This window comes from Roseicella sp. DB1501, from assembly GCF_013112485.1.
Lineage (GTDB): Bacteria > Pseudomonadota > Alphaproteobacteria > Acetobacterales > Acetobacteraceae > Paracraurococcus.
Genome location: NZ_JABFHG010000013.1, coordinates 18,378 through 32,264, shown reverse-complemented (window position 1 = coordinate 32,264; position 13,887 = coordinate 18,378). Strand labels below are relative to the sequence as shown.

Sequence of the window (13,887 nt, the reverse complement as noted above, 5' to 3'; positions counted from 1 at the left end):
GGCCCGCCTACATGGCGGGGTACCAGCCGTCGTTGATCATTGCATAGCCGTCGCCGTGCCGGACGAGGTGCAGGAAGCCCGGGAAGTGCATGTGCATCCCCGCCACCGCCTGGCCGTCGCGCGCCACCATGTCGAAGACGCGCCGGCGCGTCGCCGCCGCCTGCGCCGGATCGATGTCGAAGGCCATCGTCACCTCCGGACGGGGGATCTGGATCTCGGGCACGTGGATGATGTCGCCCCAGATCAGCAGGCTCTCCCGGCCGGAGGCGATCATGTAGCCACTATGCCCCGGCGTGTGGCCGGGGAAGGGCATGGCGGTGACGCCGGGGAAGACCTCGCCGCCGGCATGCGTGCGGGTACGGTCGCGATAGGGCGCGACCTGGCTGCGGCCGGCCTGGAAATTGCGCTGCCGGCTGGTCTCGTCCGCCCGTGCCATCGCCGCGTCGTCGTGCCAGAAGGCGAGCTCGTCCCGGTGCAGCACCAGCTCGGCCCGCGGGAAGAAGGGGTTCCCGGCGGCATCGGCGAGCCCGTTCGAGTGATCGGGATGCATATGCGTCAGCAGCACCGTATCGATATCGACGGGCGCGACGCCGAGGGCCGCGAGATTCTCGAACAGCTTCCCGCCGGTCGCCGCCATGTGGCCGCCGCAGCCGGTATCGACCAGCGCCACCCGCCCGCCGCTGCGGATCAGGAAGCAGTTCACCGCGGTGCGCCGGGGGACGGGGCGGAAGGCGTCGCGCAGCAGCTGCGCCGCCTCCGCCTCACCGATGTTCTGGATCACGGCCATGGAGCCGTCGAGATAGCCGTCGCTGACCGTGCTGACGATGATCTCGCCGATCCATCGGTGATGCACCGCCGGAACCTGCTTCTCCGGTATGGCCATGGCCGTTCCCCTGATGATTGGGACGGAGCCTAGGCCGGACGGGCGCGCGCCGCCTACCCCCCCGCGCGCTATCCCTGGCGGACCTGCGCCAGGAACTCGCCGGCGCGGCTGCGGAGCGTCGTCGCATGGCCGGAGAGGTCGTTGGCGGCGGCGAGCAGCCCGGCCGAGGCCTCGCCCGTCTCCTGCGCCGCCCGCCGCACATCGCCGATCCGGCCATTAACGGCGGCGGTGCTGTCGGCCACCTGCGCCGCGCTGCGGGCGATCTCGCGCGTCGCCGCGCCCTGTTCCTCGACCGCCGCCGCGATGGCGCTGGTGACCTCGTTCATCCGCTCGACCGTCGCGCCGATGCCGCGCAGCGCCGTGACCGCCTCGCCGGTCGCGCCCTGGATGGCGGCGATCTGCGCCGCGATCTCCTCCGTCGCCCGCGCCGTCTGGCTCGCCAGGGTCTTCACCTCGCTCGCCACCACCGCGAAGCCCTTCCCCGCCTCCCCGGCCCGCGCCGCCTCGATCGTCGCGTTCAGCGCCAGGAGGTTCGTCTGCCCCGCAATGTCGCCGATCAGCCGCACCACGTCGCCGATCCGCTGCGCCGCCTGCGCCAGGCCCTGCACCGTGCCGTCGGTCGCCCGCGCCGCCTCAGCCGCGGCCCGCGCGACGGCCGCGCCCTCGGCGACCTGGCGGGTGATCTCGGCGACGCTCGCCGCCAGCTCCTCGGCCCCCGTCGCCACCGCCTGCACGTCGCAGCCGGCGCGGTTGCTCTCCTCGGCGACCGCCCCGGCCTCGCGGCCGCTGGTCGCCGCGGCGCCGGAGAGCGCCTCGGCCGCGCCATGCACCTGGCCGGCCGCCGCCGCCACCGCCTCGACCACGCCGCCCACCGCGACCTCGAAGCTGTCGGCGAGGCGCGCCTGGGCGGTCACCACGGACCAGACCAGCATCGCTCCGGTGGTCTGCCCCGCCGCGTCGCGGATCGCGCTCACCGAGAGATCGGCCGTCTCCTCGCCAAGACCGAGACGCAGCCGGTGCGGCAGCCGGTCCGGCGCGGCGAGCACCGTCGCCAGCCCGGCAAGGTCCGGATGCAGCCGCGCCGCGCTCTCGCCGAGGCTGCTGCCCGGCAGCAGGGACCGGCAGGAGGGGTTCATGTATGTCACCCGGCAATCCCCGGCCGGCTCGGCCAGCATGATGCCGGCCGGCATCTGCTCGAGCATCTGCTGCTGCGCGAAGGCCTGGCGCACGGTGCCGCGCAGCTCCTCGAGCGCGACGGCGATGGTGCCGATCTCGTCGCGGCGGTCGCGCCCGGGCACCTCGACCGACGCGTCGCCGCCGGCGATGCCGCGGATCGTCGTCACCAGGCGGCGCAGCGGCAGGCCGATCGCCCGCGCCGTCAGCCAGCCCGAGGCGACGAGCATGAGCGCCACGGTCAGGCCGATCCAGATGACGGCCGAGGCCACCGCCGCGGATGCCTTGGCGCTCGCCTCGGTCATGGCGGCGGCATGGCGGCCGAGCAGCGCATTCGTCTTGGCCAGCGCCGCCTCCAGCCCCTTGCGCGCCGGGATGCTGCGCTCGGCCCGGGCGGTCTGCAGCGCCTCCTCGAGCCGCACCACCTCGAGCGCCGCCGTGGCGATCGCATCGGCGATCCCGACCAGGCGCTGCAGGTCGCCGCCGCCGGTCCCCTTCGCCTGGATGCCCGTCAGGGCGCGGCCATGCACCCGCAACTGCGCCGCGGCCCGCCGCACCCGGCGCGCCTGCGTCTCCTCGCCGGTGGCAAGGAAGCGCTGGCTGGCCATGCGGACCTCGCCGACCGCCTGGTGGAAGGTGAGCAGCCGCTGCCGCGCCTCCTCGCGCTCCGCCTCCGGCACGTCGATATCGACCATGCTCGCCACCGCCTCGAAGGCCTGGTCGTAATCCGCCGAGCGCGGGAAGAAGGCGGTGTCGCGCTGATTGATCAGCTCGACGCGGAGCGCGAGCTGCTCGGCCACCGAGGCGGCGTAATCGGCAAGGTACCGGGCGGCGAGGCCGAGCTGCTCGGCCACGGCCGGATCGTCCGACAATGTCCCGGCCGCCCCCAGGTCCTCGCGGGCCTTGCCCAGCTCCCGCTCCATCCGCGCCCCGTGCTGCGACGCGGCCTCGGCGGTGACGGCGAGCTGGCCGTCGCGCACGGCGACGGCGGCCCGCGCGACCTGGACAACGGCGGATTGCGCGGCCGCCGCAGCCTCGATCGCCGCATGCTCGGCACGCTGCCTGTCACGGGCCGTGGTGAGCTCCCGCTCGACGATCAGGACCAGCCCGCCGAGCAAGAGGATGGCGAGAGCGACACTCGCGGCCAGCTTTCGGCCGACCGAAAGATTGCGGAACAGACGCATCAGGGGTCCTCCTCGCCCCAACCTGCGCCGGCATGGGTTAAGAATGCCCGAGCATGCGGAAGCGCCGCCCCCCGACGATGCGCCCCCCCACGGCGCGGACCCTCGACAGCGCTGGCCCGCCGCACCACCCTCCCCGGGACGATCCAGGAGACCGCCGCATGCTGTTCGATTTCGAGACGCTCGCCCCGCAGGACCGCTACAAGCTGGTGGTGTCCTCGGTCGTGCCGCGGCCGATCGCCTGGGTGGTGAGCCAGGACGCCGCCGGCACCGTCAACGCCGCGCCCTACTCCTTCTTCAACGCCTTCTCGGACGATCCGGTGGTGATCGGCTTCGGCGCCGGGCCGCGGCCGGAGGGCGCGCTGAAGGACACCGCGGCCAATATCCGGGCGACCGGGGAATTCGTGGTGAACCTGGTGCCGGAGAGCGCCGTGCACGGCATGAATGCGACGGCGATCGACTTCCCGCCGGGCACGGACGAGCTGGCGGAGGCCGGGCTGACCAAGGCGGCCTCGGCCCGGGTGAAGCCGCCGCGCATCGCCGAGAGTCCGGTGGCGCTGGAATGCGTCACCTTCCAGCTCGTCCCGGCGGGGCGGCACACCATTGTCCTCGGCCGCGTCGTGGCGGTGCACATCCAGGACGACTGCGTGCTCGATCCGGTGAAATGCTACGTCGATACGCCGAAGCTCGGCCTCATCGGCCGCATGCATGGCCGCGGCTGGTATACCCGCACCGCCGACCGCTTCGAGGTGCCGCGGCTGACGGTCGCGGAGTGGGAGGCGCGCAAGAAGGCCGCGGAATAGCGCTCAGGGAATGCATCCGGGGGCATGCACGCCATGGGTGCAGCCGGGGCCTCGTATCGCCGGCTAGGCCGGCATCGTGGGCCGCGACGACGCGCTGGCCGAGCGCTTGGCCCATCAGATGCCGCGTCGCCGCACTCTCGTTCTAAGTGACTGTCCCAGGCCGATTTAGCTCGGCCTGGGCATGTTGCAACTCGCTTAACTACACTAAGATTTTATATTATTCTTCATATGTTCGGCTATCACGTTTTTGTGGGCCAAAGGCTCTTGGCCTCGCAACTGCGAGATGCATGCGGCATTAGACATTCCTGAGGCGTCGCTAATCCGCCCGCCTTCCGTCCATTGCATTCTGGGTGAATCTCCCGCGCATGCCGAGCCTCGCCGCGCTGTTCGATACCGAGGCCATGGCACCGCAGGGGGTTTGCCTGCTCTGGCGGCCGGAACTCGTCTGGCTGCACGCGGCGTCGGACCTGCTCATCGGCATCGCCTTCTGCTCGATCCCCGTCGCCCTCGCCCTTCTCGCCAGGCGGCGCCGTACCCTCTTCGCCACGGGGGCGATCGGCCTCTTCGCCTTCCTCATCCTCGCCAGCGGCGTGACGCACCTCCTCTCGGCCTGGACCATCTGGAGCCCGGACCATGGCGCGGCCGGCCTCGCCAAGGCCGTGGCCGCGGCGCTCGCCGCCCTCACCGCCGTGCTGCTCTGGGTCATGCTGCCCCGGCTGAGCGCCATGCCCTCGCTGGCCGACCTCACCGAGGCCAACCGGCGACTGACGCGCGAGATCGGCGAGCGGCGCGAGGCGGAGCGGCGCGCCCGCCGCAGCGAGGCGCGGCTCGGCGGCATCTTCGAGCATCTCAACGACGCGCTCTTCGTCCTGCGCGACACGCCGGCCGGCTCCGTCTTCGAGACCGTGAACCCGGCCTTCTGCCGCATCGTCGGCACCGAGCGCGGTCGCATCGAGGGGGCCGGCCCGCAGCAGGTGCTCAGCCCGGAGGCGGCGGCCGAGCTGCAGGCGCAATGCGCCGCCTGCCTCGCCACCGGCGCCGCGCGAGACTGGGAGGGCACGACCGTGGGCCCCGACGGGCTGCGCCTGCACCACTACCATGCCGTGCTCGTGCCGCTGCCCGCCGATGCCGGCGCCGATGGCGAGGCCCGGCTGCTCGGCAGCCTGCGCGAGGTCACCGAACTCCGCCGGCTGCAGACCGATCTCGTCGAGACCGCCAGACGCGCGACCATCGGCGCCATGTGTGCCGGCGTCGCGCATGAGATGAGCCAGCCGGTGAACATCATCGGCCTCTGGGCCGACCGCGCCCGCGCCCTGCTCGAGCCGGGGATGAGCCGGCCGCGCCGCGCCATGGAGGTCGTGCTCGACCAGACCCGTCGCCTCGGCACGCTGCTCGAGCGCATGCGCGACCTCGCCCGCGACGCCCCGGCCGATGCCGAGGCCTTCGACGCCGCCGCCGCGGTCGATGCCGCGGTCGAGGTGGCGCGGCGCGCCTGGGCGCTCGACGGCATCGAGATGGCGATCGAGCCGCATGCCGGGGCGCCGGTGCGCGGGCGCCCCGCCCAGCTCGAGCAGGCGGTGCTGCACCTGCTCGAGAATGCCCGCGACGCGGTGCTGCAACGGCGGCAGCAGGAGCCGGACTCGCCGGCGCGGATCGCCGTCTCGGTCGCCGCCGGCGCCACCCCGGGCAGCGTCACCATCGCGGTGCGCGACACCGGCGGCGGCGTGCCGGCGGCCATCGCCGCGGAGATCCTCGATCCCTTCGTCACCACGAAGGATCCCGGCCAGGGGACCGGCCTCGGCCTGCCGCTGACGGTCGGCATCGTCCGCGGCATGGGCGGCCGGCTGTCCTGGGCCAATTGGGCCGAGGGCCGGCCGGAAGCCGGCGCGGTCTTCCGCCTCATCCTGCCCATGATCGAGCCAGAGGCGGCGACGGCGAGCGCCGCGGCATGAGCGGATCGCTGCGGGTCCTGATGGCCGAGGACGAGGTGCTGGCGGCCGAGGTGCTGGCCGAGGGCCTGTCGGAGGCGGGCTTCACCGTGCTCACCGCGCCCGACGGCCAGGCGGCGCTGGAGCTCGCCGCCGCCGGCGCCGCCTTCGACCTGCTGCTGACCGACCTGCGCATGCCGCGCATGGATGGCCGCGAGCTGATCGCCCGGTTGCGCTCGGAACGGCCCGACCTGCCGGTGGTCGTCATGACCGGCTTCCCGCCGCCCGACGGCCCCGCGGCCCTGCACTCCGGGCCGGCGCCGCTCCGCCTGCTGACCAAGCCGATCCAGATCGCGCCGCTGGTCGATGCCCTGCGCTCGGTGGCCGGCCTGGCCTAGAACTCCCCACGACGTCGCTGCGCGCCGCCGCGGGGGCCTTGTGAGGCGCTCCTGAACCTGCATGCGTCACAGCCTGCCGCGGCGAAGCCGCGGCAGGACAACGGGCAGCGACGGTTCTGGCAGGCGTTTCAAGGGCCGGCCGCCCGCGCGGCCGTCCGGGGCCGGTTCACCTGCCGCATCCCCGCCGCTTCCGGGCTCAACCCGCAGGCCGGCATCGGCGTTGAGCCGCGGCACGGGCGGGCAGGACGAGGGGGCTGGCTTGGCGGGACGCAACCGAAGTCGCCGCGGCACGGGCCTGGTGCTGGCGATGCTTGCCATGCTGCCCGGCTGCGCCGCGCTGCTGCCGCGCGAGCGCAGCGTCGCCGAGCGGATCGCCGCGCTGCCGCAGGCCGGCCTGCCGCTGGAGCAGCCGGTCACCATCCGCTGGAACCCGCATCTCGTTCCCTGGATCGAGGCGTCGAGCGATGCCGATCTCGCCTTCGCCCTCGGCCTCGTGCACGGCCATCTGCGGGGGGCGCAGATCGCCCTGCTGCGCATGGTCAGCCGCGGCCGCCTCGCCGAGATCGCCGGGCCGCTCGCCACCGAGATCGACCATGCGCTGCGCATCCTCGATTTCGGCGGCGCCGCGCCGGAGATCGAGCGCCGCTGGCCGCCCGAGACGCGCGCCTTCGTCAGCCGCTTCGTCGCCGGGCTGAACCACGCCACGCTGCACGGACCGCGGCCGCCGGAATACGGGCTGCTCGGCCTGCGCCCCGAGCCCTACAGCCCGGCCGACATCCTGGCGATCGGCCGCCTCGCCGGCACCGACATCAACTGGCTCTCCTATTTCTCTCTGCTCGCCGAGCGCGGCCAGCCCGGCTTCGCCCGCCACTGGCAGCGGCTGCGCGAGGCCGGCGCCGGCACCGCGCGCCCGGCGGGCGAGGCGGAGGCGGCGCTCGGCGCCCTGCTGCAGGGGCTCTCGCGCAGCGGCAGCAACACGCTGGCGATCGCGCCCGCCCGCAGCGCCTCGGGCGCGGCGATGCTGGCGGCCGATCCGCATCTCGGCCTCTCCCTGCCCAATCTCTGGCTGCTGGCCGGGATGCGCTCGCCCTCCTTCCATGCGGTCGGGATGATGATCCCCGGCCTGCCCATCCTCGGCCTCGGCCGCAACCCGGATCTCGCCTGGGGCGGCACCAACCTGCGCGCCGCCTCCTCCGACCTCTTCGATGTCGGCCGGCTGCCGCCGGAGGCCTTCGCCGGGCGCGAGGTCACGATCCGGCAGCGCCTGTGGTTCGCGGCGCGGCGACGGGCGCGGCTCTCGCCGCAGGGGCCGGTGGTGACGGATGCGAGCCTGGTGCCCTCGCGCCCCGGCGAGGCGATCGCGCTGCGCTGGGCCGGGCATGAGCCGGGGGATGAGATCACCGCCCTGCTGCGCGCCGCCCGCGCCCGCAGCGGCGCCGAATTCGCGGCGAGCTTCGCCGGCTTCGCGGTCTCGCCGCAGAACATGCTCTATGCCGACCGGCAGGGGCATATCGGCCGGGTGACAGCGGCCTTGCTGCCCTCGCGCGCCGGCTTCCCGGCCGAGGATCCGGTGCTCGACGCGCGCGACCCCGCCGCGACCGCGCCCTGGGGCCGCTTGCAGGATGCCACCACCCTGCCCCGCCTCGCCGATCCGGCAGAGGGGGTGCTCGCCTCGGCCAATGAGAATCCGGCGCTCTGGGCCAAGGAACCGCCGCCGATCGGCATCTTCTTCTCCGATGGCGACCGGGTGGCGCGGCTGCGCGCCCTGGCATTGGCGAAGCCGAAGCTGACCTCGGCCGATCTCGCGGCGATCCAGGCCGATACCGTGGCGCCCAAGGCGGCGGTGCTGGCGGCGGGGCTGCTGGCGCGGCTGGAGGCGCTGCCGGGCGGCGCGCCGGAGCCCGGCCTGCTGGCGCCGCTCCGCGGTTGGGATGGCGACTATGCCGCCGGCAGCCGGGCGGCGCTGGTCTTCGAGCTGCTGCTCGGCCAGCTGGTGCCGGCGCTGCAGCCCGAGGCGGGCGGACGGGGGCCGGAGACGAGTTGGAACTTCCTCACCACCTTCCTGCTGCGCGACCTCGACGCCCTGCCCGCGGCGCGGCGCGAGGCGGTGCTGCGCGCGGCCGTCGCGGGCGCGGCGCCGCTCGCCGCGCGGCACCGCGACTGGGGCAGCGTGCACCGGCTGCGGGCGGCGCATTGGCTGGTGAACCTGCCCCTTCTCGGCCGCGCCTTCGTGCTCGGCGACTGGCCGGTCGGCGGCTCGCGCGAAACGGTGATGAAGACCGGCCATGGCCTCGTCACCGGGCGGCACGAGGTGAGCTTCGGCGCCATGGCGCGGCAGGTCTCCGACCTGGCCGATCCGGACGCCAATTGGTTCACCCTGTTCGGCGGCCAGGATGGCTGGCTCGGCAGCGCCGCCTTCGCCGACCAGCTGCCGCTCTGGCGCGGCCGGCAGGGCATCCGCCTGCCGCTGCGCCCGGCGACGGTCGCGGCCGAGTTTCCGCATGTGACGGTGCTCCGCCCGTGAGCGCGGCCGCAGCCCCAACCGGCGTGCCCCCCGGCGTGCCCTTCGATGCGACGCCGCTGCTGCGCGGCTTCGCCGGATTGCGCTGGCGGCGGATGGCGCGGCTCGATCCGGCCGCGACCCAGGCCGCGCTGCTGCGGCGCCTGCTGCGCCAGGCGGCCGGCACCCGCTTCGGCCTGTGGCACGATTTCGACCGCATCGACAGCGTCGCCGCCTATCAGGCCCGGGTGCCGCTGCGGCGCTACGAGCAGTTCTGGCAGGATTGGTGGCAGCCCGCCTTCCCGGTGCTGGCGGATGTCACCTGGCCCGGGCGCGTGCCCTATCTCGCCCTCTCCTCCGGCACCAGCAGCGGGACGACGAAATACATCCCGGTGACACGGCCGATGCTGCGCGCCAATCGCGGCGCGGCGCTCGACGTCCTGGCCTGGCACCTGCGGCACCATCCGGACAGCCATGTCTTCGGCGGCCTGTCCTTCCTGCTCGGCGGCTCGACCGCGCTGCGCTGCGTGGCGCCCGGCATCCGGGAGGGCGACCTCTCAGGCATCGCCGCCGCCGAGATCCCGGCCTGGCTGGCGCGCTGGAGCTACCCGCCGCGCGCGCTGGCGCTGCTCGAGGACTGGGATGCCAAGCTCGCGGCGCTGGCCGAGCGCACGCCGGTCGCGGCGGTGCGGATGCTCTCTGGCACGCCCTCCTGGCTGCTGCTGCTGCTGGAGGCGCTGGCGGCGCGGCACGGCAGCCCGCCCATGCCGGGACTCGAGCTGCTGGTGCATGGCGGCGTCGCCTGGGCGCCCTATCGCGACCGCCTGGCGCCCTACCTGCCGCCGGGCTGCGCGACGCGCGAGGTCTATCCGGCGAGCGAGGGCTTCTGCGCCATCGCCGACCGCGGCGACGGCGAGGGGCTGCGCCTCATCCTCGATCGCGGCGTCTTCTGGGAGTTCGTGCCGGTGGGCGAGATCGAGGCGGCGAACCCGACCCGGCACTGGACGGCGACGCTCGAGCCCGGCATCGACTATGCCGTGGTGGCGACCACCTGCGCCGGGCTCTGGAGCTATGTGCTCGGCGATACGGTGCGCTTCCTCGATCGCCGGCCGCCGCGACTGCTGGTCACCGGGCGCATCGCCTACGACCTCTCCGCCTTCGGCGAGCATCTCGGCGGCGAGGAGATCGAGCGGGTGCTGCTGGCGACGGCCGGGCGGCTCGGCCTGGTGGTCGCCGAATACATGGTGGGGCCGGTCTTCGGGCCGGTGCAGGGCGGCCATCACTGGCTGGTGGAGGCCGCGGCGCCGGTGGATCCGACGCTAGGGCCGCGCCTCGCCGCGGCGCTGGACGCGGCGCTGATGACGACGAATGCCGATTACGCGGCGCATCGCCGCGGCGGGCAGATGGCGCCAGCGGAGGTCCGGCTGCTGCCGGGCGGCGCCTTCGCCGCCTGGATGCGGGCGGAGGGAAAGCTCGGCGGCCAGCACAAGGTGCCGCGGGTGCTGGCCGATCCGGAGCGCTTCGCCGCGGCGGAGGCCGGGCTGACACGGGCCGCCGGTGGGCCGGCGGGCTGATAGGGGTCGCCGGGAGGATCGCCCCGGCGACCGCGATGATCAGTCGCCGCCGGCTTCGTGCTGCTCCGGCGCCGAGGCGCTGTTGAGCTGGATGTAGCGCTCGATGCCGATCAGCTTGATCAGGTCGAACTGCCGCTCGATGAAGTCGACATGCTCCTCCTCATTGTCGAGGATGCGGCGGAACAGATCGCGGGAGACGTAGTCCCGCACGCCTTCCATATAGGCGATGCCCTCGCGGAGATCGGCCATGGCCTTCTCCTCGAGCGCCAGGTCGGCCTTCAGGATCTCCTCGACCGTCTGCCCGATCATGAGCTGGTTCAGCCGCTGCAGGTTGGGCAGGCCGCCGAGGAAGAGGATGCGCTCGATCAGCCAGTCGGCGTGGCGCATCTCCTCGATCGACTCGTCGTATTCGTGCTTGCCGAACTTCGTCACGCCCCAATGGCGCAGGATGCGGGCGTGGAGGAAGTACTGGTTGATCGCCGTCAGCTCATTGGTGAGCTGGGTGTTCAGGAATTCGATGACCTTGGGGTCGGACTTCATCGACTCGCCTCTAAGCAGGGATGGCGTACAGACAAACCCGTCCCTGCCGGGCTTTTGGCCACCCAGCATCCCACGATTTCGCGAGTAGGCAAATTTCTCCTGTCCGGTGTTAGATTACCCAACACCAGGGGTCAGAAATGCGCCTGGAAGTTTATGTCAGGGCAGGCCGGCTGGGTTCGTCGATGCGGTCGGCGTCTCCCGGATCATGGTGAGGATCGTCTTGGTGCAGGTGCCGCACTGGGCTGTCCCACCGCAGGCGCAATAAACATCCTTCGGTCGACGAGCGCCCTTGGCGATGGCATCGGCAAGCTGCGCATCGCTCAGTGCGTTGCAGAGGCAGACGATCACGGCCCTCTGTTCCCCCCTAGCGCCGGCCGGCTTGCTGCGATTTCGGCAGCATTGCCGCAGGCACGGCGTTGATCCTCCCGACCTCGCAGGCCCTGGCGCCGAGGCGCCGGATGGCCCGCCGTGCCGGGTGCAGCGACACCCCCTGGCCCCACTGAACCCCGCGCACCGCCAATCCCGTGCGCCGCGTCGCTCGCCATCCGCGCGGCGCAGCCGGAGCCGCCCCTTTCGGGGCAGGTCCGGTGGCGGTCGGGCGGAAGAGCCGGCGCGTCGGGCGGGCGGTCATCAGGGGCTCCGCAGGGTGCGCAGCCATCATATGAATAATGCGAACCATTCGCAAGTCACTTCGTCGGCCCGACCGGGAGCCGCGCCCCTGCTGCATTGGACCTCGGGCGGAAGTTGACGCAAATGCGATGCGGCCGCAGCTGCGAAGGCCGTGGCTGGGCGTGCCGCCAGGGTGGCCGGCCCCCCGAACCTCGGGCCGGCTCCTATTGGTACCGGCCGAAGCGCTGCAACACCTCGGTCCGGTAGCCGTCCGGATCGGGGATGAAGAAGAAGCGGGCGAGCGGCGCGCCGGCATGCGCCAGCTCGCGGATCGGGCCCGGCGCGATGCCCGTCCCCGCCATCCGCGCGTGCTCGGCCTCGAGATCCTCGACGACGACCGCGAGATGGCCATAGCCGTCGCCAAGGGCATAGGGCTCGCTGCGGTCGTGGTTGACCGTCAATTCCAGCTCGAAGGGCCCCGCCGGCGCCCGCAGGTAGAGAAGGGTGAAGCCCTCGAAGGGCAGCCGGTCGACCACCTTGAGCTCGAGGGCCCGGCGGTAGAAATCGACCGAGCGCGCCTCGTCGAGGACGCGGATCATGGAATGGACGAGCCTGGCCATGCGCGCGCTCCCCCTCCGCGCGGCGGTCAGCCGCCCGGCTGCAGCCCGCGCAGGAATTTCGAGCGCGCCCCGGCCCCCGCCATTAGGAAGCTCTGGTCGTTGCCCGAGAGCAGCAGCCGCGCGCCGAGGCCGATATAGGTCTTCGCATGCACCTCGTCGTAGACGCCGCCCATGCCAAGGCTCTTGCCATGTCGCTTGCAGGCCGCCGCCACCGCCTCATAGGCCGCCTTGACGCGGGCATGGCCGATCTGGCCGCTGATGCCCATGCTGGCCGTCAGGTCGCTGGTGCCGATCATCAGCGCGTCGATCCCCGGCACCGCAGCGATGGCCTCCGCCGCCTCCACCGCCTCGGGCGTCTCGATCATCACCGTCACCAGGATCGCCTGGTTCAGCTCCGCCTGCGCCTCGGCATTCGAGGGCGGCAGCATGTTGTAGGCGAAGGGCGGGCCGCCCCAGCTCCGCGTGCCGACCGGCGGGAAGCGGTAGGCGGCGGCCACCGCCCGCGCCTCCTCGGCGGTGTCGACATGCGGCACGACGACGCCCATGGCGCCGTTGTCGAGCGCCCGCGTGCCCTCGAAGAGCGCGTCCTTGCAGCAGCGCACGATCGGCGTCACGCCCTGGTTCAGCGCCGCGATGGCGATCTGCGTCGCCTCGTGCACGCTCATCGCGCCGTGCTCCATGTCGATGAACAGCCAGTCATAGCCGGCCGCGGCGGCGATCATCCCGGTGCCGGCGGTGCGCAGGTGGTGCACGCCGAAGCCGAGCGCGAGCTCATCCTTCGCCAGGCGCTGCTTCACGCGGCTGGGTGCGAGTGGCATGGCGTTTCCCCCGATCTTGGCGGCGGCGAGCGCAGCATGCGGCTCCCAGCCGGTCAAGCCAGCCGGGGATGGAGGGCGGCCGCGGATCTGCTCTACTCCCGGCGCCCGACGGCGATGCCCGGGCCCGGGAGAGCCACCATGACCGAGATCGGACTCTTCGAGGCCCTCTATTCGGCCCGCGCGCTGCGCCGCTTCCGCCCCGACCCGGTGCCGGAGGCGCTGATCACCCGGCTGCTGGACGCGGCGATCCGCGCCCCCTCGGCCGGCAATGCGCAGAACTGGGCCTTCCTCGTGGTGCGCGACCCGGCGCAGCGGGCGCGCATCGGCGCGATCTACCGCAAGGGCTCCGACATCGCCGCCGCCGTCTATGCCGCGCGCGAGCGGCCGGCGCATCTGACCGAGGCGCAATGGGCCCGCATGCTCGGCACCGGCGCCTGGCTCTGGGAGCACATGGCGGAGGTGCCGGTGCTGCTGGTGCCCTGCCTGCGCCGGCGCGACATGCCGGAGGCCGCCGCGCTGCCACCGGCCATCGCCGCCCGCCATGCCGAGGAGCTCGCCTATCTCGACCGCATCCGCGGCGCCAGCATCTATCCGGCGGTGCAGAACATCATCCTCGCCTGCCGCGCCCTTGGCCTCGGCACCGTCATCACCACCAACCACCTGCGCTGCGAGGCAGAGTTCAACGCCGCGCTCGGCCTGCCCGAGGACGTGCAGAGCTTCGCGCTCATGCCGGTCGGCTATCCGCTCGACCGCCCCGGCCCCCTCTCCCGCCGCCCCGTCGCCGAGGTGGCCCATGCCGATCGCTGGGGCGCGCCCTGGCCGCCGGGCGGCACGCCCTGAGCCGGCCGCCAGGCGCCGCC

General features: G+C 73.2%; 12 protein-coding genes. 6 read left to right on the top strand and 6 right to left on the bottom strand.

Features of this window, described 5'->3' with window-relative positions; all coding sequences use genetic code 11:
• Nucleotides 1-7 precede the first annotated feature (7 nt).
• Together HJG45_RS22060 and HJG45_RS22055 are read right to left on the bottom strand one after the other, a co-directional pair.
• Complete coding sequence (locus tag HJG45_RS22060) at nt 8-883, bottom strand: MBL fold metallo-hydrolase (RefSeq protein ID WP_171615137.1); 876 nt, start codon at nt 881-883, stop codon at nt 8-10.
• A gap of 68 nt (nt 884-951) precedes the next feature.
• A complete protein-coding gene (locus HJG45_RS22055; protein ID WP_171615135.1) occupies nt 952-3,240 on the bottom strand; it encodes a methyl-accepting chemotaxis protein in 2,289 nt (762 codons plus the stop codon).
• A 158-nt stretch (nt 3,241-3,398) separates the two neighbouring features.
• On the opposite strand from HJG45_RS22055, the gene HJG45_RS22050 reads away from it, so the two are divergent.
• The 5 genes from HJG45_RS22050 (at nt 3,399) to HJG45_RS22030 (ending at nt 10,440) form a co-directional block, all read left to right on the top strand.
• Nucleotides 3,399-4,040 (top strand): flavin reductase family protein, encoded by a 642-nt coding sequence (locus HJG45_RS22050; RefSeq protein WP_171615133.1) that lies wholly within the window; start codon nt 3,399-3,401, stop codon nt 4,038-4,040.
• Nucleotides 4,041-4,405: 365 nt separating this feature from the next.
• Nucleotides 4,406-5,992, top strand: a complete 1,587-nt coding sequence (locus HJG45_RS22045) for an ATP-binding protein (RefSeq protein ID WP_171615131.1) — start codon at nt 4,406-4,408, stop codon at nt 5,990-5,992.
• Nucleotides 5,989-6,366, top strand: coding sequence for a response regulator (locus tag HJG45_RS22040; RefSeq protein WP_254452709.1), 378 nt, complete (start codon nt 5,989-5,991; stop codon nt 6,364-6,366). Before HJG45_RS22045 ends, HJG45_RS22040 begins: the two co-directional genes overlap by 4 nt.
• A 259-nt stretch (nt 6,367-6,625) precedes the next feature.
• Entirely contained in the window at nt 6,626-8,890 is a 2,265-nt protein-coding gene (locus tag HJG45_RS22035) for a penicillin acylase family protein (protein ID WP_217363003.1), read from the top strand.
• Nucleotides 8,887-10,440: a GH3 auxin-responsive promoter family protein gene (locus HJG45_RS22030; RefSeq protein WP_217363002.1), complete on the top strand. Its 1,554-nt coding sequence runs from the start codon at nt 8,887-8,889 to the stop codon at nt 10,438-10,440. Before HJG45_RS22035 ends, HJG45_RS22030 begins: the two co-directional genes overlap by 4 nt.
• 39 nt (nt 10,441-10,479) lie before the next feature.
• Here the strand turns inward: HJG45_RS22030 and bfr are convergent, their stop codons facing one another.
• The 4 genes from bfr to HJG45_RS22010 all read right to left on the bottom strand — a co-directional run bounded on the left by bfr (nt 10,480) and on the right by HJG45_RS22010 (nt 13,027).
• Nucleotides 10,480-10,980: a bacterioferritin gene (bfr, locus tag HJG45_RS22025; protein WP_171615129.1), complete on the bottom strand. Its 501-nt coding sequence runs from the start codon at nt 10,978-10,980 to the stop codon at nt 10,480-10,482.
• Nucleotides 10,981-11,136: 156 nt separating this feature from the next.
• On the bottom strand, nt 11,137-11,328 hold the full coding sequence (locus HJG45_RS22020; RefSeq protein ID WP_171615127.1) for a (2Fe-2S)-binding protein: 192 nt from the start codon (nt 11,326-11,328) through the stop codon (nt 11,137-11,139).
• Between the two features lie 485 nt (nt 11,329-11,813).
• Nucleotides 11,814-12,209 (bottom strand): VOC family protein, encoded by a 396-nt coding sequence (locus HJG45_RS22015; RefSeq protein ID WP_171615125.1) that lies wholly within the window; start codon nt 12,207-12,209, stop codon nt 11,814-11,816.
• Between the two features lie 26 nt (nt 12,210-12,235).
• A complete protein-coding gene (locus HJG45_RS22010; RefSeq protein WP_171615123.1) occupies nt 12,236-13,027 on the bottom strand; it encodes an HpcH/HpaI aldolase/citrate lyase family protein in 792 nt (263 codons plus the stop codon).
• Between the two features lie 138 nt (nt 13,028-13,165).
• Between HJG45_RS22010 and HJG45_RS22005 the strand changes: the two genes are divergently transcribed.
• The gene (locus HJG45_RS22005; RefSeq protein WP_171615121.1) at nt 13,166-13,867 is read left to right on the top strand and encodes a nitroreductase family protein; all 702 of its coding nucleotides are present in this window, start codon (nt 13,166-13,168) and stop codon (nt 13,865-13,867) included.
• The last annotated feature ends 20 nt before the right edge of the window (nt 13,868-13,887 follow it).

Excerpts from the sequence above, each read along its gene's own strand:
- HJG45_RS22060 (WP_171615137.1), bottom strand. The coding sequence starts at position 883 with ATGGCCATACCGGAGAAGCAGGTTCCGGCGGTGCATCACCGATGGATC.
- HJG45_RS22055 (WP_171615135.1), bottom strand. The coding sequence starts at position 3,240 with ATGCGTCTGTTCCGCAATCTTTCGGTCGGCCGAAAGCTGGCCGCGAGT.
- HJG45_RS22050 (WP_171615133.1), top strand. The coding sequence starts at position 3,399 with ATGCTGTTCGATTTCGAGACGCTCGCCCCGCAGGACCGCTACAAGCTG.
- HJG45_RS22045 (WP_171615131.1), top strand. The coding sequence starts at position 4,406 with ATGCCGAGCCTCGCCGCGCTGTTCGATACCGAGGCCATGGCACCGCAG.
- HJG45_RS22040 (WP_254452709.1), top strand. The coding sequence starts at position 5,989 with ATGAGCGGATCGCTGCGGGTCCTGATGGCCGAGGACGAGGTGCTGGCG.
- bfr (WP_171615129.1), bottom strand. The coding sequence starts at position 10,980 with ATGAAGTCCGACCCCAAGGTCATCGAATTCCTGAACACCCAGCTCACC.
- HJG45_RS22015 (WP_171615125.1), bottom strand. The coding sequence starts at position 12,209 with ATGGCCAGGCTCGTCCATTCCATGATCCGCGTCCTCGACGAGGCGCGC.
- HJG45_RS22010 (WP_171615123.1), bottom strand. The coding sequence starts at position 13,027 with ATGCCACTCGCACCCAGCCGCGTGAAGCAGCGCCTGGCGAAGGATGAG.
- HJG45_RS22005 (WP_171615121.1), top strand. The coding sequence starts at position 13,166 with ATGACCGAGATCGGACTCTTCGAGGCCCTCTATTCGGCCCGCGCGCTG.